Annotated in this window: 21 protein-coding genes; 11 read left to right on the forward strand and 10 right to left on the reverse strand. The window is 40.0% G+C overall.

The annotated features are described in order from the left end of the window. Both mutM and Q4575_RS02160 read left to right on the forward strand, forming a co-directional pair. Entirely contained in the window at positions 1-810 is an 810-nt protein-coding gene (gene mutM / locus Q4575_RS02155; RefSeq protein ID WP_272180930.1) for a bifunctional DNA-formamidopyrimidine glycosylase/DNA-(apurinic or apyrimidinic site) lyase, read from the forward strand. Between the two features lie 52 nt (positions 811-862). Continuing rightward, complete coding sequence (locus Q4575_RS02160) at positions 863-2233, forward strand: aldehyde dehydrogenase family protein (RefSeq protein ID WP_303521189.1); 1371 nt, start codon at positions 863-865, stop codon at positions 2231-2233. Here Q4575_RS02160 and Q4575_RS02165 read toward each other — a convergent pair. After that, positions 2228-2521: a hypothetical protein gene (locus Q4575_RS02165; protein WP_303521191.1), complete on the reverse strand. Its 294-nt coding sequence runs from the start codon at positions 2519-2521 to the stop codon at positions 2228-2230. The two genes, Q4575_RS02160 and Q4575_RS02165, sit on opposite strands and share 6 nt — an antisense overlap. A 452-nt stretch (positions 2522-2973) precedes the next feature. Here Q4575_RS02165 and Q4575_RS02170 point away from each other — a divergent pair, with 452 nt between their 5' ends. Both Q4575_RS02170 and Q4575_RS02175 read left to right on the forward strand, forming a co-directional pair. Beyond that, positions 2974-5295 (forward strand): ATP-binding protein, encoded by a 2322-nt coding sequence (locus tag Q4575_RS02170; RefSeq protein ID WP_303521192.1) that lies wholly within the window; start codon positions 2974-2976, stop codon positions 5293-5295. After that, positions 5282-6451, forward strand: a complete 1170-nt coding sequence (locus Q4575_RS02175) for an extracellular solute-binding protein (protein WP_303521193.1) — start codon at positions 5282-5284, stop codon at positions 6449-6451. The genes Q4575_RS02170 and Q4575_RS02175 overlap by 14 nt, the downstream gene beginning before the upstream one ends. A gap of 105 nt (positions 6452-6556) precedes the next feature. Here the strand turns inward: Q4575_RS02175 and Q4575_RS02180 are convergent, their stop codons facing one another. Together Q4575_RS02180 and Q4575_RS02185 are read right to left on the reverse strand one after the other, a co-directional pair. Then, positions 6557-7912, reverse strand: a complete 1356-nt coding sequence (locus tag Q4575_RS02180; protein WP_303521194.1) for a sodium:alanine symporter family protein — start codon at positions 7910-7912, stop codon at positions 6557-6559. 4 nt (positions 7913-7916) lie between these two features. Further along, positions 7917-9062 carry an MFS transporter gene (locus tag Q4575_RS02185; RefSeq protein ID WP_303521195.1) on the reverse strand — a complete coding sequence of 382 codons (1146 nt, stop codon included), beginning with the start codon at positions 9060-9062 and terminating at the stop codon, positions 7917-7919. Between the two features lie 213 nt (positions 9063-9275). Here Q4575_RS02185 and Q4575_RS02190 point away from each other — a divergent pair, with 213 nt between their 5' ends. Next, complete coding sequence (locus tag Q4575_RS02190) at positions 9276-9815, forward strand: DUF3016 domain-containing protein (RefSeq protein ID WP_303521196.1); 540 nt, start codon at positions 9276-9278, stop codon at positions 9813-9815. A gap of 169 nt (positions 9816-9984) precedes the next feature. Continuing rightward, on the forward strand, positions 9985-10599 hold the full coding sequence (locus Q4575_RS02195; protein ID WP_303521197.1) for a dUTP diphosphatase: 615 nt from the start codon (positions 9985-9987) through the stop codon (positions 10597-10599). A 68-nt stretch (positions 10600-10667) separates the two neighbouring features. On the opposite strand, the gene Q4575_RS02200 is transcribed toward Q4575_RS02195, so the two are convergent. Continuing rightward, entirely contained in the window at positions 10668-10976 is a 309-nt protein-coding gene (locus Q4575_RS02200; protein ID WP_303521199.1) for a prephenate dehydrogenase, read from the reverse strand. 114 nt (positions 10977-11090) lie between these two features. Here Q4575_RS02200 and Q4575_RS02205 point away from each other — a divergent pair, with 114 nt between their 5' ends. Continuing rightward, positions 11091-11300, forward strand: coding sequence for a hypothetical protein (locus Q4575_RS02205; protein WP_215963309.1), 210 nt, complete (start codon positions 11091-11093; stop codon positions 11298-11300). 8 nt (positions 11301-11308) lie between these two features. Here Q4575_RS02205 and epmB read toward each other — a convergent pair whose 3' ends face one another. After that, the gene (gene epmB, locus Q4575_RS02210; protein WP_215963310.1) at positions 11309-12316 is read right to left on the reverse strand and encodes an EF-P beta-lysylation protein EpmB; all 1008 of its coding nucleotides are present in this window, start codon (positions 12314-12316) and stop codon (positions 11309-11311) included. Between the two features lie 39 nt (positions 12317-12355). Here epmB and efp point away from each other — a divergent pair, with 39 nt between their 5' ends. Both efp and epmA read left to right on the forward strand, forming a co-directional pair. After that, entirely contained in the window at positions 12356-12925 is a 570-nt protein-coding gene (gene efp / locus Q4575_RS02215; RefSeq protein WP_215963441.1) for an elongation factor P, read from the forward strand. A 50-nt stretch (positions 12926-12975) separates the two neighbouring features. Then, a complete protein-coding gene (gene epmA / locus Q4575_RS02220; RefSeq protein WP_303521200.1) occupies positions 12976-13944 on the forward strand; it encodes an elongation factor P--(R)-beta-lysine ligase in 969 nt (322 codons plus the stop codon). Between the two features lie 70 nt (positions 13945-14014). Here the strand turns inward: epmA and Q4575_RS02225 are convergent, their stop codons facing one another. The 4 genes from Q4575_RS02225 to rsgA are packed head-to-tail and all read right to left on the reverse strand — an operon-like array spanning position 14015 to position 17607. Continuing rightward, positions 14015-14728, reverse strand: coding sequence for a glycerophosphodiester phosphodiesterase family protein (locus Q4575_RS02225; protein ID WP_303521201.1), 714 nt, complete (start codon positions 14726-14728; stop codon positions 14015-14017). 9 nt (positions 14729-14737) lie between these two features. Next, positions 14738-15625 carry a DMT family transporter gene (locus Q4575_RS02230; protein ID WP_303521202.1) on the reverse strand — a complete coding sequence of 296 codons (888 nt, stop codon included), beginning with the start codon at positions 15623-15625 and terminating at the stop codon, positions 14738-14740. Positions 15626-15649: 24 nt separating this feature from the next. Beyond that, a complete protein-coding gene (gene asd, locus Q4575_RS02235; protein WP_215963314.1) occupies positions 15650-16513 on the reverse strand; it encodes an archaetidylserine decarboxylase in 864 nt (287 codons plus the stop codon). A gap of 38 nt (positions 16514-16551) precedes the next feature. After that, positions 16552-17607: a small ribosomal subunit biogenesis GTPase RsgA gene (rsgA, locus tag Q4575_RS02240; protein ID WP_215963315.1), complete on the reverse strand. Its 1056-nt coding sequence runs from the start codon at positions 17605-17607 to the stop codon at positions 16552-16554. A 113-nt stretch (positions 17608-17720) separates the two neighbouring features. Here rsgA and orn point away from each other — a divergent pair, with 113 nt between their 5' ends. Further along, positions 17721-18266: an oligoribonuclease gene (orn, locus tag Q4575_RS02245; protein ID WP_215963316.1), complete on the forward strand. Its 546-nt coding sequence runs from the start codon at positions 17721-17723 to the stop codon at positions 18264-18266. A gap of 112 nt (positions 18267-18378) precedes the next feature. Further along, positions 18379-19260: a sulfite exporter TauE/SafE family protein gene (locus tag Q4575_RS02250; protein ID WP_215963317.1), complete on the forward strand. Its 882-nt coding sequence runs from the start codon at positions 18379-18381 to the stop codon at positions 19258-19260. A gap of 108 nt (positions 19261-19368) precedes the next feature. On the opposite strand, the gene Q4575_RS02255 is transcribed toward Q4575_RS02250, so the two are convergent. Next, positions 19369-20907 carry a DUF3369 domain-containing protein gene (locus tag Q4575_RS02255; protein ID WP_303521203.1) on the reverse strand — a complete coding sequence of 513 codons (1539 nt, stop codon included), beginning with the start codon at positions 20905-20907 and terminating at the stop codon, positions 19369-19371. Between the last annotated feature and the right edge of the window lie 22 nt (positions 20908-20929).

The following is a 20929-nucleotide window of genomic DNA, read 5'->3' on the forward strand; positions in this document are numbered from 1 at the left end:
ATGCCTGAGTTACCGGAAGTTGAAGTCAGTCGCATGGGGATAGAACCCCATGTATTGGATCAAAAAGTCGTTGCAGTTGTTATTCGTAACAAACAGCTACGCTGGCCAATACCTGATGAGGTTCATTTACTCGTAGGTTCGCCAATAACAGCGGTTACTCGTCGGGCTAAGTATCTGATGTTAGAAAGTGAAAAAGGCTCAGCCATTTTACACTTAGGTATGTCTGGCAAATTGCGGATCATTGATAAGGCGGTTCCAGTTGAAAAGCATGACCACGTTGACATCGAATTTGAAAATGGTTTAGTTTTACGGTTAAACGACCCAAGACGGTTTGGTGCTTTTTTGTGGCAGGAGGCAGGCCAGCAACATTCGTTATTGTTGAAACTTGGTCCAGAGCCTTTAACAGACGAATTTGATGACAAAAGATTATTCGAAAAATCCCGCAACAAAACGGGGCCAGTAAAAAACTTTATTATGGATAATCATGTAGTTGTTGGTGTTGGTAATATTTACGCCAATGAAAGCTTGTTTAAAGCTGGGATAGATCCTCGACGACCGGCAGGAAAAATATCAAAAAAGCGTTATCAGTTATTGACCGAAAAGATTAAAGAGACGCTTGCTTTAGCTATTAAACAAGGCGGGACTACATTAAAAGATTTTACTCAAAGTGATGGTAATCCAGGTTACTTTGCGCAGGAGTTATTGGTTTACGGTCGGGGTGGAAAGGCTTGTACTAACTGCGAATCGACATTACTTGAAGTAAAAATTGGTCAACGAGCGACTGTGTTTTGTAAAGGTTGCCAACGTTAATATTTCACGATATGGTCGGAGCAGTTAACTAATATAGATACAAGTGAATACCATGGAATTTATTTCACAACTCAACCATACATTTAATTTAGGTGTGACAAAGCCTATTGGCTGGCGTAAAGGCCAACTTCTTGCCCTAAAACGACTTATGGTCGAAAATGAAAATGCGATTTATCGAGCGCTAAAAGCGGATCTCAACAAATCACAAACTGAAGCCCATGCGTCTGAATTCTCATACGTGCTAAATGACATCAAATACTTTATCAAACACCTTAAGTCTTTGAGTAAACCACGGGCAATAGGTACGCCTATGCTAACCCAACCTGGCCGCTCTTATTTGGTTCCTGAACCCTATGGCACAGTGTTAATTATGGGCGCGTGGAACTATCCAATCCAACTTGTATTAAGTCCGATGATAGCAGCAATCAGTGCTGGGAATTGTGTGGTACTAAAACCGTCAGAACTCGCTATGAACGTTTCAAATTTAATTGCTGAGCTCATCCCCAAATATATGGATAAATCCGCTGTAGCTGTTTATGAGGGTGGGATAGAAGCGACTACGGCGTTATTGCAGCAGCGTTTCGATTACATAATGTACACCGGAAGTGAAACCGTAGGTAAAATCGTTATGCGCGCAGCAAGTGAGCATTTAACCCCGGTGGCATTAGAGTTAGGTGGTAAGAGTCCGTGTATCGTCGATGACAAAACTAATATGTCGGTGACAGCAGACCGTATCATTTGGGCCAAGTATTTAAATGCCGGGCAGACGTGTATCGCCCCAGATTATATTTTGGTGACTAAAAAAACACGACCGCTATTAATCGAAGCCCTCAAAAAGAGTGTAGTAAAGCAATATGGTGAAGATCCTAAACGATCGAATGATTTCGGGCGCATTGTAAACGACAGGCACTTTGCAAGAATATCGGGCTATTTGGCGGCGCAAAATGAAAATGTCGTATTTGGTGGGGAAAGTGATTCAAAAGATAATTACATTTCACCGACATTCGTATTAAATCCCGACTTAATGAGTGATCTGATGGTGGAAGAAATTTTCGGCCCAGTGTTGCCTATTGTTGAAGTTGATTCGATGCAGGAAGCCAAAGACTTTGTTAATCAACGCGAGAAACCATTAGCCTTGTATTTGTTCAGCCAAGACAACCAAACAGTTGAAATGATTAAGCAGCAGACAAGCTCAGGTACACTTTGTATCAATGATGCTGTCATCTTTATGGTGAATCATGAAATGCCGTTTGGTGGCGTCGGGAATTCAGGTATGGGCTGTTATCATGGCAAATGGGGATTTGATACATTTAGTCATATCAAGCCTGTGATGCATAGGAGTTTTTTTGCTGACATGCCAATCAGATATGCACCATTTACAAAATTAAAATCAATGATGTTAAAACTGGCAACCAAATTATAATTTAGGCTTGTCGGATACGACAGAAGTTGTGATGTCGGCGAGGTCCTCGCGGAAACCACTGTATTGGCAATAGACGCTGTCATCAAATTTAGCGATGACATTAGATGTGCAATACTTGTGGGCGACATCACTGTCGATATAAATAAGATCTCCAGCATTACACGGGTGCGGACTTTTACGCACGTAAACACTCGCACAGCGCGTGTACTGTGGTTTATATGCTTGTGGATCCCATTTGTTTGTCATTCGTTCGTATTGAAAAATCGCAATGATCGAAAAAACAAACATTAGGCAGATGTAAAAAACAAATTTATACATGGTTACCTAGTTCAAATGGAGCTAAGGAAGTAAATCTTCCACACTCCTAAGACTCATATTTAAAAGTGAAATTGTAAAGCATTCCCCATAATCTCGACAATTGGGAATTGGCATAAAATTAATGCTAGAGGGAATAAAATACATCGAATCTCTTCCCCCCACTTAACTAATTTTAGCGTAAATAACAGGCCATAAAAAAGTCTGAGGAAATGCAGGTTTTCGACTAAAATTGGTTAATGTAACGTCAATTTAACACATACTGGTTCTACTTCAAAATTAGCTATTTAAGTATATGTGCGTTTAGATTAAGGCAAATGAATCACTTTTGTTTTATATTAAAACTATTTAGTAGTGACGACTTATTAAGCAGTGATAAGTAAATTGTTGATTAATCAGGGATAGAACACGCCAAAAGGAGATAATTGGCTGTAATTAAGTCGATAGAAAATTACCGTCGATTATTCGGCATTCGATGTGGTTATTTTAGGGAACTTCATTTGTCAGATTTACAATCTAAGCCTCGTTTTTTAACGGTACTGTCGATATCAATATTATTATTTGTATTTATACCGGTTACTTTTTCAGCGGTTTATTTTATTAATAATACCTATCAAGATGCGTTAGTTCGGGCACAAAACAATGTTGATTTAGAAGCTAAAACGACGGCCCTTGAAGTTAAAAATAAGCTAGCGACGTTACATTACGAACTACTCACGTTTAGTCAAAGCCCAGTTATGGGTGAAGTTGCCGTTAATCTGCTGTACTCACAGTTTGTGGTAAAACAGTTGCAAAAATTGGTGCAACGCAACACTTTAATCACTGGCGCCTTTATCGCAGATGGTTCGGATTTTATTGTTGAAGGGTATCCCTACGAGATTCTACGTATAGGCACTGGTGAATTTCAGAAAATGACCAATAAACTAATATCCATTGCGGTTGATGATAATACCTCTAAGTTATTAATATTGGATCATCAGACCCTTACAACGGACTATATGGAGTTACTCAATGACGGCGCTAACATCTTATTTTATTTACCTTTAAAGAAAAAAGTCGACTCTTTAGTAAGCCCATTAAAAGTCACTGCTGGTTTATTTGTTTTAATTGACACCGATAAATTAACGACCGCAAAATTATCATCTGATGGGCTGCCAGATATAATAGAAATGGATATCGGTGGAAGAAAAGTCATGGCCGATGAAAAGCAAACCGGTGTTGATTATCTGGTGGCTAATACCTCAACTGATCTCACGTTATCGCATTTCGATAAAGAAGAACCACATCAACTCAACCTGACTTATTATAGCGCTACGAGTCATTACACAACAGACATCGAGTCTGCTGTCATAAATACATTAATATTTATGCTCATCATGTTAATTGTTGTTTTGCTCGCCTTAGCATTTTTCGCTTCTCATATTACCGGACCGCTACGTCATCTACTTGATTTTAGTCGCCGGTTGTCTAAAGGCAATTATACCGAATTTGACTACGATGCAAATTATCAAGAGTTTAATGAACTCATCAGCCATTTAAACGGTATGGCGACCACGATTCAAAAGCAGTTGTCAGGATTGGAAAAAGAAAAAGAAAATGCCGAGGCGTCAGAGAAGATAAAAGCTCGCTTTTTAGCAAATATGAGTCACGAAATCCGAACACCACTCAACGGGATCTTAGGGTTACTTAATATGCTAGATAAGCATGAGCTGGATCACCAAGCTAAAGATTGGGTAACAGCCTCGTTATCAACGTCAAACTTATTGCTTCATATCGTTAACGACATACTCGATTTTTCTAAACTAGAAGAAGACAAAGTAGAAATAGAAAGTACAACCTTTTCAGTTAGGGAAATCGTGGCGTCGGTTATCAATCCGCATGAAAGCTTAATCGAAGATAAAGGGCTTAGTTTAACCATTAATTTTGAACATAATATGCGTGAGTTTTGGATTGGCGACCCGATGAGGATCAGTCAGGTTCTATTAAACCTTATTTCCAATGCGACAAAGTTTACCAATGTTGGTGGCATTAGACTCAATGTATCAGCAATATTTATACATCACCAATGGTTTCTCGAATTGGAGATCGTCGATACTGGCATTGGGATCTCGGCGGAACAACAAAGTAAACTGTTTCAGTCATTCCAACAAGCCGATATTTCGACCACTAGAAAGTTTGGTGGTACAGGCTTAGGGCTGTCTATTGCACATAAACTTGTTCATTTAATGGGGGGCGAGATCAGCGTTAAAAGTGAAGTCGGTAAAGGTACCACTTTTAAAGTATCAGTGGCTGTACTCGAAACACAGCAAAAAGAACAGTCTGAAGATATACATGTTTACGTGCCAGATTTAACTCATATCACTATTTTAGTCGCAGAAGACAATAAAATTAATCAGTTGATTATTAGCCATATATTAAAACCGACAATGGTGAAACTTGTTATTGTCGAAGATGGTAAACAAGCAGTAGAAGCTTGTAAAACGCAAAATTTCGATATCATTCTTATGGATGTTCAAATGCCTATAATGGATGGGTTACAGGCAACTGTAGCGCTTAGAAAACAAGGTTTTGAAATGCCCATTATTATGCAAACCGCCAACGTATTAGTGGATGAAATCGATTCATATTTGAAAAGTGGCGCCACCGCTCATATCGCCAAGCCTATCGTTGACTCTGTGCTTTATAAAACGATACAGCATTGTTTAACCCCAGAGTTATTCGAGGGACAAATCTTTGAACAAGAGTAGATGTCTAGGTTTTATATTATTGTTGACGAGTCACTTTACGCTTTACAGTGAAGAACTTACCGTTGCCTTTACGCAAGAAACTTATGATTTAACATCAATGTTTAATCGTTTTTCTAAGCAAACGGGTACTCAAATCAGAATTGCGACGTTAGGTTCAGAGGATTTGAAAGTTGAACTGTTACAACGAGCCGGCGAAAACATGTTGCCGGACGCCATTGTTGTCCCAGCCGATTACATAGGACTAGAAGAGATAAAATATAGCCCAATCCCCGCCTCATTAAATCATCCAGATACAAATAAAAGTTTGATAAACGGGCTAAGACTTGACGGCAGACAAGTCGCTATCCCGATAATTGCCGGTAATCATTTGGTCTTATATTTTAATAAAACTCATATTGCCGACCCAGCTAAAGAGTGGCGTGAGTTGATTGAGCAAAGATCTATATTAACAACAGGGACAAGCTTGATTGGTTGGAGCTATAACGAGATGTATTGGTTTTTACCATTTTTGACGGCATTTGGGGAGCCACCATTAGTGAACCAAAAAATCCAACTAAATACACAGGGCATGAAAAACGCATTGTCATATTATTGGTCGTTTTCGCAGCAAAATGTTGTGGATGAGAAATGCGATTACCAGTGTACTTTTGACCGATTTTCCGACGGTAATATGGCCTATATGATTAACGGCGTATGGGCCAGCGGAAAATTGATAAAAAATATGGGGGACAATGTTGGGATTGCTGAATTGCCCCACATCGAAAATAAAATCATGCGGCCTTATTATTCTGCTTACGTTATTGCCTTTCCAAACAACTCATTATCGTCAAACAAGGCAGCAATTTTGAAAAAGCTTGCGATGTTTTTTCAATCGCACGAAACCCAAACACTGTTGTGGTCAGAGATACATGCATTGCCGGTCAATCAAGTCGTTAGCAAAGAAATCTATAACAATGCGAATAGCAATGAAAAGGCCATATTTAAGCAATTGGAACATGCTATTCCGTTGCCAACAACACGGGAGATGGCCATAGCTTGGGCGGCAATGGGGAAAGGGATCGGACGTTATCGTGCGGGTATCCTTGATTTAGAACAGGTGGCCGACTATATGCAACATGTGGCGGACAAATCGCTCAAAGAACTCGATGAGAATTAGCCAATTCAGAAGGCAACTAAACGTATAAAGGCTAACAAGATATAAAAACGACGAGTGATGTTAAGTCTCTCGTCGTTGATATAAATTACTACTGTCTAACGGCAATCAATTAGCTAATTTTTTGAAATAGATATTGGCAGCCGCTTTTACTTTGGGCGCTAATATGAAGGCTGACAACATTGTCGGAATTGCCATTAACCCGTACATTCCCATCATGAAATTAAAGACGACATCGAGCGTCACAATACAACCGACAATGATCATAAACAAATAAAACCACTTGTAGTATTTTCGGCTAGATTCACCCCACAAAAAGACAAAGCATTTTTCACCATAATACCAATAGGTAAACATAGTGCTCGCGGCTAAGAAAAGTATTTGAATTGCCAACAAGATTTGACCAGTTAAGCCTAATTCTTGGCCAAAGACCTGCATTGTTAGTTCAACCCCTTTGACTCCTTCAACGCCCTGCCACATGCCCGACGCTAATATGACAAGAGCGGTACAAGTACAAATGATAAGTGTGTCGACAATTGGACCTAACATGCCAACAAGGCCTTCACGGATCGGTTCGTTGGTTTTTGCTGCACCGTGGGCCATGACTTCAGTGCCGATACCAGCTTCATTAGAAAATACGCCCCGGGAAACGCCAATGATAATCACGCCTATAATGCCACCAGAGATAGCCTTAGGGTTAAATGCTTCGGTAAAAATAGACCCGATGAGTGCTGGGATTTCACCAATATGGTTAAATAACACAGCAAGCGTCATTAGCAGATAAGTAATAGCCATTGTTGGGACAAGTCGACTCGTGACATATGCAACACGTTGTAGGCCACCGAGAATAACACCCGCAACAAGTGTAGTGACAATCGCAGCCATTATATAATTAAACATTTCAGGAGAAGAAATCCAGTTTTCTGGGATTAACTCCTCACGGAATGCAGCAGTAAGCTGATTGGCTTGAAACGACGGAATTGTGCCGAACAAACCGGCAAAGGCGAATAGCATAGCCAGTGGTTTCCAGTTTTTTCCTAGACCTTCCATGATGACATACATTGGTCCGCCTTGAAGTTCACCATTTGCATCCTTTTGACGAAACATAACGCCCAACGAACAGGTAAAAAACTTGGTCGAAACACCCAGTAACGCTGTTAACCACATCCAAAATACGGCACCGGGACCACCGGCTGTAATGGCTAATGCAACACCGGATATATTGCCCATGCCAACGGTACCCGCTAGTGCCGCAGATAAGGCTTGAGAATGGGTAAGTTGTCCGTCTTCAGAGTCTTTGTCGTGTTTGCCCGTCAATAGGCTTATGCCGTGGCCAATATAACGAAATGGCACTAATCGTGAGTAAAGTGAAAAGAATAATCCACCGCCGACTAATAAAATAATGAGAGGTGGCCCCCAAACAAAATTGACAAATGCCGCGGTGATTTCTGATAAAAAGTCCATTGAACTAACCTTCTTGGATTTTGAGACTACGTTGCCACCAAATAATGACAAATAACGTGATTAATAACAGTGGTAAACACAAACTTAACATGGTCGTCCAACCAAACTGTTGGATGATCCAACCCGCTGAAAGTGACGCAATTGCTTGGCAACTAAACATAATTAAGTCGTTAAACCCTTGGATTTTAAATTTTTCCTCTGGCTTATAACTCATCGGTAATAATGCTGTTGCAGTTACAAACAGGAAGTTCCAACCAATGCCTAGTAGGACCAAAGCGAGCCAGTAATGTACGTATTGTTGGCCAATGAATCCGATGGTTAAGCAAACTAAAAAGGCCAATAAACCAGCAAATAATACATTTTTGTGGCCAAACTTACGGATTAATATTCCAGTAAAAAAAGACGGTAAATACATAGCGATTATATGTGACTGAATAACCCACTTAGTTTCTGCCAAATCAAAGTGATGATGCACGTGCATGCTTATTGGGGTTGCCGTCATAATAAAGCTCATGACACTAAAACCCACCGTTCCTGACAGTATTGCGACGACAAATATTGGTTGTTTTATTATTTCACTTAATGCACGACCTTGGTAACGACCGACTGTTTTTACAGCCGCAGGAGCATTAAAAAATTGGATAAAAATGAGGGATAATGAAAATAACACAGTTAGGCCAATAAATGAGCCTACATACTCAGTGCTAAACCAGTCTTTACCAACAAAGGCAATTTCGGGGCCTAAAAATGCCGCAAATAAACCAGCAATTAGCAGTACCGAAACGGCCAAACCGCTGTGCTGTTCATCAACCGATTCCATGGCTGCGAATCTGAATTGCTGTGCGCTAGCGATAAGCCCACCATATAGCAGGACACTCAAGCAAAATAGCCAAAAACTTTGAATATAAATTGCATAAGCACTAAATAACGTATTGGCTATCCCCCACAAAATAGCGAGTTGAAATCCTCTTTTTCGACCGACGGATGCTAATATTTTGACGACAGGCAACATAAATAAAGCGGTACCAACGATCATAAAGGCAATGGGCAATGTCGCGAATTTTTCATCAGGTGCGAGCTTAATGCCAATAAAACCCCCAACAAACACAACAACAGGGCCAATAGAACCTATTAGTGATTGAGCGCACATTAACATCCAAACATTACGATTTAGGTGGCTGAAATTAGAAAAAAAAGATGGCAATTTGGAACTCTTGTGCTTGAATTGATTCTAATAGAATATACAAATCAAAACCGTCTGTCCGCAAATAATCGGACTAGCATTCCATTTAAAGCATAAGTAAATAGCGAATTATGCATTTTACTGTTTGTTATCATGGTCACTTTAAAAAGGAGAGACACAATGAAATTAGGATTGCTGATAATTTTTTTCCTGACTCTGCCCACTGCAGCTTACTTTGACGAAAATGCCAAGAATGTGAATGTTACGTGGCATCAACCTGCTAAATATACCGATGTTCGAGGCACCAACGAGTCAAAAGCTCGGTTTCAAAAAAGGGTATTTAATCAACTAGAAAAACACATTGTTAAGCTCGCTGCGTCTTTGCCTAAAGACATTCAATTGGATATGACCATTACGGATGTTAATTTGGCGGGCGATGTTCAATTTAACTTTTCGATGAACCGAGAGATCCGCATCGTAAAAAGTATTTATTGGCCTAAGATCGCCTTTGACTTTAAAATTACCCAAAGCGACAAGCTACTCGATCAAGGTTCCGTTGTTATAAAAGATATGTCGTTTATGCACCGAGGCGGACTATTGAGAAGTTCATCTGATTCATTTAAATATGACAAGCGACTGCTTACAAATTGGTTTAACAATGAGTTGCAACAAAAAGTCACAAATTTTGGAAAGATCAATTCTGCAGTTATGTCTGAGTGAGTGCATAAATATGAATGCGCGAAGTGAATGTTTAGCTTAATCTCGTGTCGTTAATTTACGTCAAGCGGCTAATGATAAGTGATAATGGTGCTGTGAATTTTCTTCAACATATGATTGAAGCTCTGTTATTATACCGCACAATTATCCTCTGAACCGAACGTGTAGGCTTATGAAACAACAAATTTTAACCATGTTGCAAATGCAAGATGACATGAACACGAAAGTGCATCCTCAGTGGCGCGAGCAGGGTTTTGCTTGGCACCGTGCAATTTGGGTTGAATTAGCAGAAATGTTAGATCATTACGGTTGGAAATGGTGGAAACATCAATCCCCAGATATTGAACAAGTACACTTAGAACTCATCGATATTTTTCATTTTGGTTTGAGCGCGCGTCTAGTTACCGGCCAATCTGTGTCTGAGATTGCAGACGAAATTGCGGCGGAGTTATTAACGCCGAAACCAGCAGATTCGTTTGCTGAGACAATAGAAGCAATGGTTGCAAGCACGTTGGCGACTAAAAGCTTCGATGTACTGACGTTTGCCGGATTAATGCAACAGACTGACTTGAGCTTTGAAGAATTGTTCCGCCATTATGTAGGGAAAAATGTACTCAACTTTTTCCGTCAAGATCACGGATATAAAACAGGTGAGTACATAAAAATTTGGAACGGCAAGGAAGACAATGAGGTATTGATGGACGTTTTGCGTGCGACTGATGCCACTGCTGAAGACTTTAAAGATAAAGTGTATAACGGATTAAAAGCGGCTTACCCAGCTTCATAATTGATGATAAATAATCATAAAAAATGCGCCACTAGGCGCATTTTTTGTTTCCAAAGTCGCAAAGCGACTTAAACCACAGCTTTAAACTCAGCTAAGGTTTTATGCAGTAAATGCAGTTGTTTTACAACCGTCTCCAATTCATCTTGATGACTGGTTAAGTCCCCAGATTCTTTTAGATGTAAAATTTTAGCCGCGGTTTCTTCTAGATAAGGCATGAATTTATTCGCTTTAATTGAAAATAAATCCTCCTGTTTAAAAATGTGCCCAAACTTTCCATGACCTTGTTTTTTAAGGTCATTTATACGAATGTCTGCATCAACAGCTTTACGGTATAACGATTTTAAATTCTCTTCTAAGCTCGAGATAATATTTTCCACTCAAGTACTCTTTGTTTTGTCCGATAAATCAATATGGCTAGTTTACACTTTTTAATCTTATTAGTTGAGGTTATAAATAAAATTAGCTTGTTCCATTAATATAGGTGTTCATTTATGAATTTATCTCCAATGGGGCCAGGTACGCCAATCTCGGGTGCGATGGAAGGTGGTGAAGCATTAAGCGCCAATTTGGCTAAGAGTGCGCAAGAACTCGAAGGCAAAGCGGTATTAGCTTTACTTTCTGCGTCTGCCCAAGTTAGTACTCAGGCATCTGTGGGTAGCACGGGTAGTGTTATCGGCCAGCACATTAACATTAAAGTGTAGGTCAATTTTTAATAGGGGAGAACAGGTGTCTTGCTTGTTTCTCCTCCTATTTCCCGCACAAGTTTTGGTACTAAAAATCCAGGTAATTCAGCTAACATACCTCGATATATTTGTTTAACTTCATCCTCAGGGACATCAAAATGTGCCGCGCCGACGACTTTATCTAACAGGTGCAAATAATACGGCAGGATATCAACATCGTATAACCGTTCGCTTAATTCCACCTGTTGTTTAATCGTATTGTTAATCCCTTTTAATATGACGGCCTGATTAAACAAATGAATGCCTTGGATTCTTAGCTGGTGGCATTTTCCTGCTAACATATCGCTGATCTCGTTTTGATGATTGATATGAAAAACAATGGACGACTTAAGCCTAGTTTTACTTAGAATTGCTATTAACTTTTCTGTTATTCTATTTGGCATAACTACAGGTAAACGGGTATGAAGTCGTAGTCGTTTGATGTGTTTTATCAATTCAAGTTGCTCGACAAACCAAGCGATGTGCTCGTCTTTTGCCATTAATGGGTCGCCGCCACTTAGTATCACTTCATTTATTTCTGGGTGCGATTCGATATACGCTAAATGTTGCAGTAATTGCTGTTTGTTAACTTGGTTCTCTTCGTATGGGAAGTCGCGTCTAAAACAATACCGGCAATTAACCGCACAACCGCTTTTAAAGATAATCAAAACCCTAGAGCGGTATTTATGTAGGAGGCCAGGAGTCGAATTGTTCTGTTCTAACAAGGGATCCGAAGTAAAACCGTCTACTTGTTTAAATTCACTTTTACGTGGTAACACCTGTAATAATAAGGGATCGGTAGGGTTGTTTTTTTGCATAAGTTCAGCGAAAAAGCGCGGAACACGCATCGGAAATAGTTTTCTAGCGTCAATGTCAGCAGCAAAATCTAAAGGGTCAAGAGACAAAAAATTAAGTAGTGCTAGTGGATCACTGAAACTTTGCTTCAATTCTTTTTGCCATAGGGACTCTACAGAGCGCTCAGCTTGATGTATCATTCGTCTCACTTTCATTTAGGTAATTATTCAGAGGGTGAAATGGCAACATTTAGCACCAACCAATTTAAAGCTGGCCTTAAGTTAATGATTGACGGCGAGCCTTGCAACATTTTAGAGAATGAAATCGTAAAGCCGGGCAAAGGCCAAGCGTTTAACCGCGTTAAGATCCGTAAACTGGTCAGCGGTAAAGTTCTAGAAAAAACCTTCAAATCAGGCGAATCTGTTGAAGGCGCTGATGTCATGGATACTGACTTAGCGTATCTATATACAGATGGCGAATTTTGGCATTTCATGAACAACGAAACATTTGAACAGATCGCTGCCGATGAAAAAGCGGTAGCTGACTGTGTAAAATGGTTAGTAGAAGGTGATGTTTGTACTATCACTTTATGGAATGGTAACCCAATTGCCGTATTGTCACCAAATTTTGTTGAACTTGAAATCACGGAAACGGATCCAGGTCTAAAAGGTGATACGGCCGGAACGGGTGGTAAACCTGCAACATTATCTACCGGTGCCGTTGTCCGCGTTCCACTATTTGTGCAAATTGGCGAAGTTATTCGTGTAGATACACGTAATGGCGAATACGTCGGTCGCGCGCAAAAGTAAACTTTAAGCGGCCTGTCACCTGTGACAGGCCGAATTTATTACGGTTTAAAATGAATTGGCAACCTACTGCAACCCATTCCACTTTAATAAAAAGAGCCAAGTTTATCGCTCAGATAAGAGCGTTTTTTACCAGCCGCAATGTACTTGAAGTTGAGACTCCGTTACTGAGTCGAAATACCATCACAGATCTCCATTTAGACCCATTTGAAACACATTTTGAATATGCAGCAGAAGAACGTTTAGCGCGACTTTATTTGCAAACCTCACCTGAATTTCATATGAAACGATTGTTAGCGGCGGGCAGTGGTCCTATATTCCAGATATGCAAAGCGTTTCGAAACGAAGCTGCGGGAACTTTGCATAACCCAGAATTTACGATGTTGGAATGGTATAGACTCGGATTTGACGACCACCAACTTATGTCTGAATTAGACGAGTTGGTTCAGTTACTACTAAATACCAAGCCAGCGTTGAAGCTTTCTTACCAAAGCGTATTTCAGCGTTTGATTAAAATTGACCCTTTGACCATCACGTTAGAGCAATTAAAACAAACCATAACCACTTACTCACAAGATGACTGGTTACAGCAAGAATCAAGTCGAGACACACTTCTACAGTGGTTGTTTAGCATGGTCATTGAACCACAATTAGGTGACGACATAACACCCTGTTTTGTCTTTGACTTTCCCGCTACACAGGCAGCTTTAGCAAAGATTAATCAAACCAATACCCAGGTTGCACATCGGTTTGAGTTGTATTTCAAAGGTATTGAGTTGGCTAATGGGTATTTTGAACTCCAAGACAGTAAAGAACAACAATGCCGATTTATCTCTGATAATAGACAGCGTGAAATCGAAGGCAAACCTCAACGCGGTGCCGATCAGTTTTTATTGGCTGCGTTAGACAGTGGATTGCCAAGTTGTGCTGGGGTTGCGTTAGGTGTTGACCGATTATTTATGTTGGCGGCGCAGTTACCGACAATAAGCCAAGCCTTATCTTTTGACATTTCCAATGCTTAGATACCTGTTTATAAAGATATCGGAGTTGAGGAACCAATAGACGTACTAAAAATTCGACCCACTTATGTGATTAATCAAGCGCTACTTGGCGAAGTGCGGAATTAGATATCTGGCGCGGGTTATTGGCAAAAATACCATCTACATTCATTTCATAAAGCCAGTCTATTTCTTCTTCTTGATCAACGGTAAACACATAGATATGAACACCGAGTTGCTGATAGCGGCGAATTAGTACTTCGGAGATATTGTCCATATCTAAATGAACACTATAGATTGGAAAATCCGGAAGCAGCAGGTCGTCGCCGGCGGGATGAGTACCGAGCAAAAGGCCTAGTTTGATAAAGGAGCTCAGTTTGGCAAAGTCGGCTAAATATTGATGATTAAAAGACGAGATAATAATTAGGTTCAAGTCAAACTGAGACTGCTCACAACCTTCAAGTAGCTGCCGATAAAACAACTCTATATTGTGGATGTTTTTGAGTTCTATATTTAGAATCAATCCTGAATTGGCTAAGGCGGCCAAAGTCCAAGCTAAGGTCGGCAGCGGTTTGTCATCTTTACCATTAAGTTGTGCTAAGTCGCTTGCGGTTAAGTCAACAGTACGTTTATTGAGACCAAGTATCCGTGTCATCCATCGGTCATGAAAAACGACAAATTGATCGTCGACAGTTTGATACAAATCGATTTCAATGCCGTCCATACCGTCACGACTACATTGTTGTATTGCCGTTTGACTGTTTTCTGGGTAAATAGCGGATTCACCGCGGTGTGCAAAGACCTTCATGTAAACCTCTTACACTTTTGACTTTTTATGACCTTGTGTCGTTTCAAATATGGCGGCGGAAATAATGATTAAGCCACCAATGAGTGTCATCATGTTTGGAACTTCAGCTAAAATAAACATCGACAATATTACGCCATATAATGGTTGTAAGCAGGCCACTAATCCGGCCGTTTTGGCTCCTGTTACATTGATAGAAGAGGCAAACAAAACATGTGCCATAGCCGAAAAGAAGATGGCAAAAACAATAAGCAATTGAATATTGTTCATTTCAAGTTCAAGTGGGGTTGTGTCACTAAACGGCAGGAATATGATGGCCGTTACTAAAAACTGATAAAACATCCCTTGAGTCCCGGAATAGCCTTTAAAGTGATGTTGAATACCAATATTCCTAAGTGCAAAACACAAAGCTGAAAACAAACCCGCTAAAACGCCGACCACAAACTGATCATCTACAACGACAGAATCTAACCAAATATTAGGAAACAATAGACTAATCGCAAATAAAACTAAGACACTGATTATAATGTCTGTTTTTGACGGTCGTCGACCGTAGATAAGTGGTTCTAAAATGACAACCATCACGGGGTAAGTAAACATAGAAATCATACCGATAGCGACAGTGGTGTATTGAATACTAATGAAGTAGGTTAACCAATGCAGAGCTGCCAAAATACCTAAAATGACGGCAACCAAATAGTCCTTTTTATTGTTTAGTTTTAACGTTGACTTTGTGACCCACAGAAATAGACCAAGACATACCGCAGTAAATAAACCGCGGTATGCGATAATGTCGAGCGCAGATAAATCGATTAATTTCGCGAATAACCCTGATACACCTAATAACGCTACTCCGAGGTGCAATTGCAACATCGGAGATATACTAAAATTTGATTTCAAAAACGTTGCTCGCGTTTAATTTGGTTATTTTATGTTAGCGAAGTGCTCACCCATACGCGTAACTGTTTCGTTAGTTACCGACTCTAAAAACTCAACTTTGTCTTTAGGGAATAAACAAACCACAGTGGAGCCGAGCTTAAATCGACCCATTTCTTCACCTTTTTCAAGGGTGATCACATTGTCGCCTTCACTTGGATATTGCCAGCGATTTACGCTTTTTCCTCTAGGCGGTGTAATTTCACCAGCCCATACAGTTTCAATACTTCGCACAATCGTTGCGCCAACTAAAACCATTGCCATTGGGCCAATTTCAGTTTCAAACACTGCAACGACACGTTCGTTTCTTGCAAATAGATTTGGCACATTTGCCGCTGTTAGCGGATTTACAGAAAAAGCATCACCAGGAACATAAACCATATCAGTTAATGTACCTGTAAGGGGCATGTGTAAACGATGGTAGTCGCTTGGTGCCAAATAAATAGTGGCAAATATACCGTCGTCGAACTTGTCAGCTAAATCCTGATCGCCGCCGAGCAATTCTAACGTCGTATAATAATGATGTTTGGCTTGAACGAGTGTACCGTCTTTTATTGGCCCTAATTGACTAACCTTGCCATCAACAGGGTGTGCTACTGTCTTCTCACCTTCAACAATTGGACGAACGCCAGGTGCCAGTGCACGGGTAAAGAAATCGTTAAACGTCTTGTATTCTGACGGATCAGGTTGAGCCGCTTCGTTCATATCAATATCGTATGCCTTAATAAAGCCTTTTATCAGACCTGTGGATAAAATGCCTAACTTAGCTTTCGCTAAGAATCCAACAAGTTTAGACACTCCATGTTTTGGAAGGGCGTATTGAAAAGCGATTTTTAAATTATCTAAATTCACGTTAAAACCTATTTACTTGTAAGGGGTTTGTAATAAACCTATTTTGATTCTTTTGACTGATGACGCAAGGTAATATCTGTTACGGTTTGTAAAATTTTCAAATAACTTTGATATCTTGTGTCACTGACTAAGCCATCGGCTATTGCTTTTTGCAATGCACAGCCTGGATCTTTTTGGTGTTTGCAGTCTCGAAATTTACATTGATGGAGGTAAGGTCGAAATTCGACAAACCCATGTAATATTTGTTCATTCTCTAAGTGCCACATAGCAAATTCGCGTACACCCGGTGAATCAATAATTGAACCACCATTTTCTAATCGATAAAGTCTAGAGGCCGTTGTTGTATGTACGCCCAAACGACTGTTGTCAGAGACTTGTTTAGTTTCGATATCTACTGACGGCAAGATAGCGTTAACAATAGACGACTTACCGACACCCGACTGACCAACAAAAACGCTAGTTTTATCAACGAGTAGAGATTTTATTTGTTCGATACCTTGCTCAAGCTTGGCTGATAATACAACCACCTTATAGCCAATTGACTCATACATATGCTGAATATCGGCAACTAACTCTCGGTTAGTGTCGTCAATTAAGTCGAGTTTATTTATAAGGAGCACTGGCGTAATGTCGAGTTGTTCTACTGCAATCAAGTAACGGTCAATAATATTGGGTGCTAAATCTGGCAATAACGCAGCAACAATTAGAATTTGGTCAATATTTGCAGCGACAGGCTTTAAACCGTCGTAAAAATCGGGACGAACAAATTCACTTTCCCTTGGTTCAACAGCTTCGATGATCCCGGCAAAGTCAGAGTCGCTTTGATTATAAGGCCGCCAAATAACTTTGTCGCCACAGACTAAGGACCCAGCAGTGCGGCGAATATGGCATTTAACATTTTCTCCAGCCGGATTTTCAACATCTGCATGTTGTCCATAGCGAGTTATAACTTGACCAAATGTTTGCGGGCCTAACAAGTTATCTTCAAGAAAATCATCGTCTTCTTGGGGTTTTTTGGCTTTCGCAATACGCTTATTATGGTTGTCTCGAATTCTTCTTGATTGAGAATGCGATAATTTCTTTTGTTTTGCCACTTTTGCTCTATGATTTAATTATAAAAACTTGTGAAAGTAATGAAAAACATTAACAATGTGATGTATCTTATACGTAAGTAAGCGTGATCAAAAGGATTGAGTAGGGCCTTTGTATGACATTTAGTGAAAATAATCTAATTTGGATTGATTTAGAAATGACAGGATTGGAACCTCGCACTGATAAAGTGCTAGAGGTAGCGACGATTGTCACTGATAGTGACTTAAATATCTTAGCTGAAGGTCCTGAAATTGCGATTCATCAACCGGATGAAGTGTTAGACAACATGGATGAATGGTGCATTGCACAGCATGGTAAGTCAGGATTAACTGACCGTTGCCGTAAAAGTACTGTGTCAGAGCAGCAAGCGTGTGAAATTACCATCGACTTTTTGAAAGATTTTGTACCCGCAGGGAAATCACCTATGTGCGGTAACAGTATCTGTCAAGACAGACGTTTTATGCATGTACATATGTTGACGTTGGAAGAGTTTTTCCATTATCGAAATATTGATGTCAGTACAATTAAAGAATTGTCTCGTCGCTGGAAACCTGAACTTGTAGATAACTACAAGAAAAAAGGATTCCACTTAGCGCTTGAAGATATTCGTGAAAGCATCGAAGAGTTAAAGCGTTATAAAGAAAAGTTTTTTGTCCTTTAGCGGTTTTTGAATGCAGTTAAAAGCTACACTTAGTGTGGCTTTTTTTATGTCTACTGTTCAGTAATTCTAAACGCTTGCATTTAAATTCGGTTTGAATAGAATCAATGCACTTATGATAACCAAGTATGTTCCTTTGTTTGATCTAATTAAATCTTCACCCATGCGGTTTGTCTTCCTTTTTCTGCTGTGTTTTTCAGTATTTTCGTTGACGTTTGATGATTATTCTCCATTTGCTTTGTTGGGCATGATAGGGGCGTTATTTGCCAATGTAACGGGCGCTGGTGGTGGGGTTGTTTTTATTCCAGCTTTCCAGAACTTAGGTTTATCTGAATCTCAATCAGTTGCGACCAGTTTTGCTATTCAATGTTTTGGGATGACAACGGGAGCGATTGTTTGGCTTAAGCATGTAAGAGTAGATATTCACCAACACCGTGATTGGCAATTACTGGTACCATTTTTAGCTGTTTGTGTGCCTACCAGTATGGTTGGACTGTGGTCTGTTTATCTTTTTGATATTCAACCTCCTGCATCCTTGACGCAGTTTTTTGCTTGGTTCTCTGTCATGTTGGGTTCGGCTTTATTTATTACCATTTATTTGAAGTATAAAAAACATCAACAAGAGCAACTTACGGCTATTGGCCATAAATCGGATTTGCTTATACTTGCGCTAATTAGTTTTATTGGTGGCGTTATTACGGCGTTTTTATCTGTTGGTGTTGGTGAGTTTGTGGCGTTTTATCTCATCCTCAGAGGTTACAGAGTGACACTCGCTGTTGCCGTTGCCGTTGTATTATCTGCGACCACGGTTTGGGCTGGGGTTGGTCATCATATCGCCAATGGCAATATTTATTATGAAGTACTATGGTATGCCGGGCCGGGCGCGGTGATTGGCGGTATCGTTGCAAAAATGGTCGCAACAAGGCTACCAGTGCTGCAACTCAAATTACTCTTTGCCGGCTGGGTTTTTGTCGTCGGTTGTATTGAATTTGTGTAATACGATTTACTCGTTGTTGTAGGTAGCTTTTAGAAAAGTTGCTGTAAAACAACAGACAAATGTACAGTGATCTGCCTGTTATATTACTGACTAAAAATTAGTTGTTTATTATTCTTCCATGGAATCAGGAAAAGCGTCGCGAATTGCAATAAATTCATCGACATGTTCGAGTAAGATATCAACCAGCTTCGGTTCAAATTGCTTACCACGCTCTTCTTTTAACAGATTAAGCACTTTGTCCAGTGGCCAAGCCGGTTTATAACAACGTTCAGATGCTAATGCGTCAAACACGTCAGCAATGGCCGTGATTCTGCCAGCAATTTCGATGTTTTCTTTGGCGAGTCCTGCCGGATACCCCTTTCCGTCCCAACGTTCATGGTGTTGTTGGGCGATTATGGCACCTAATTGCAATATCTCGTTTTGCGATTGGGTCAAAATATCAAAGCCAAGCTGCGCATGGGTTTGCATAATTGCCCATTCTTCGGGATCCAATTTTGCCGGTTTATTTAGAATACTATCGGGGATCCCAATTTTTCCAACGTCGTGCAATGGCGAAGCCATTTTTAGTTGTTCGGCTTGTTTTGCTGGTAACCCATAATAAATCGCCAACATATAGCTGAAATTCGCGACCCGTTTAACATGACTTCCCGTTTCTTTCGAACGCTTCTCTACTGCTTCACCTAGTATATAACTAAGTTCTTTTTGCGAATGTTCAACGACTTCACGCATTCGAATATTGTCATAGGCCACGGCAATATTATTGGTAAAAAACTCCAAAATATTGTGATCAGTATCGGTTAAGTCGTGATCGTGACTGACATAGAGTAAATTTTCCAAGCCACTATTATTTACAAAATAGCCGACAAAATGATCCTTTTCGCGAATTGATGATTGTGTCGCATGGGCTTTTTCAAGCAGAGCTCTGATACCGGGTGGCATAGGCGTTTCGTCGTGAATTGTTGCTCTTGATTGCACGCCACTTAGGGCCAATAATCTAAAATCGACTGCCTTTTTAGGGTTGTTGAGTGCAGCACAACACATTATTTTTGAATGATTTAATCCCATTACATTAGCAACTTGGTCTAAAACAGCCGATGCAAATTCGGTCAAGGATGAGCAATCTAAAAAATTTATAGTCGCAGATATTATGCGTTCTAATCCGAGCTTGTGGTGTTCGATAGTTTGAATATCTCGATAAGATCGCAATGTCGCGAACATCAAAGTTTTCATTTTGCTGGCAGTGAGCTCGGTTTTGTTTTTGTAATCGTTGATGTCGTAATCTTTTATAACGGTATCTTCTGGCGCTTCGCCAGGCTGACCTGTCCGCAAGACGAGTCTCATAGTGTGGTTATTTACCACGTCACGTATAAATTTGATTAACTTTAATCCAGCGTCGTTTGTTTCCATAACGACGTCAATGAAACCGACTGCAATGTCGGACTGTTCTAATATTATTTTTTCAGCTTCCGCAGCGGAATAAGCATGGAGCAGTTCAAGCCCTTGACCGTCAAGTTCAAAACCCATTAAAACCAATTTTGTTACATTATGAATATCAGGCTCGTCATCAACAATAAGCACCTTCCAAGGCCTTTTATTAGATGCTTCATCATCGTTGATCGTTTCGTCTGCAAATAAAAAATCGTTCACTAATTTCTACCCTGATGTTGTT

The sequence above is a fragment of the Psychrosphaera sp. 1_MG-2023 genome (assembly GCF_030548245.1).
In the GTDB taxonomy this organism is placed as follows: Bacteria; Pseudomonadota; Gammaproteobacteria; order Enterobacterales; family Alteromonadaceae; genus Psychrosphaera; species Psychrosphaera algicola.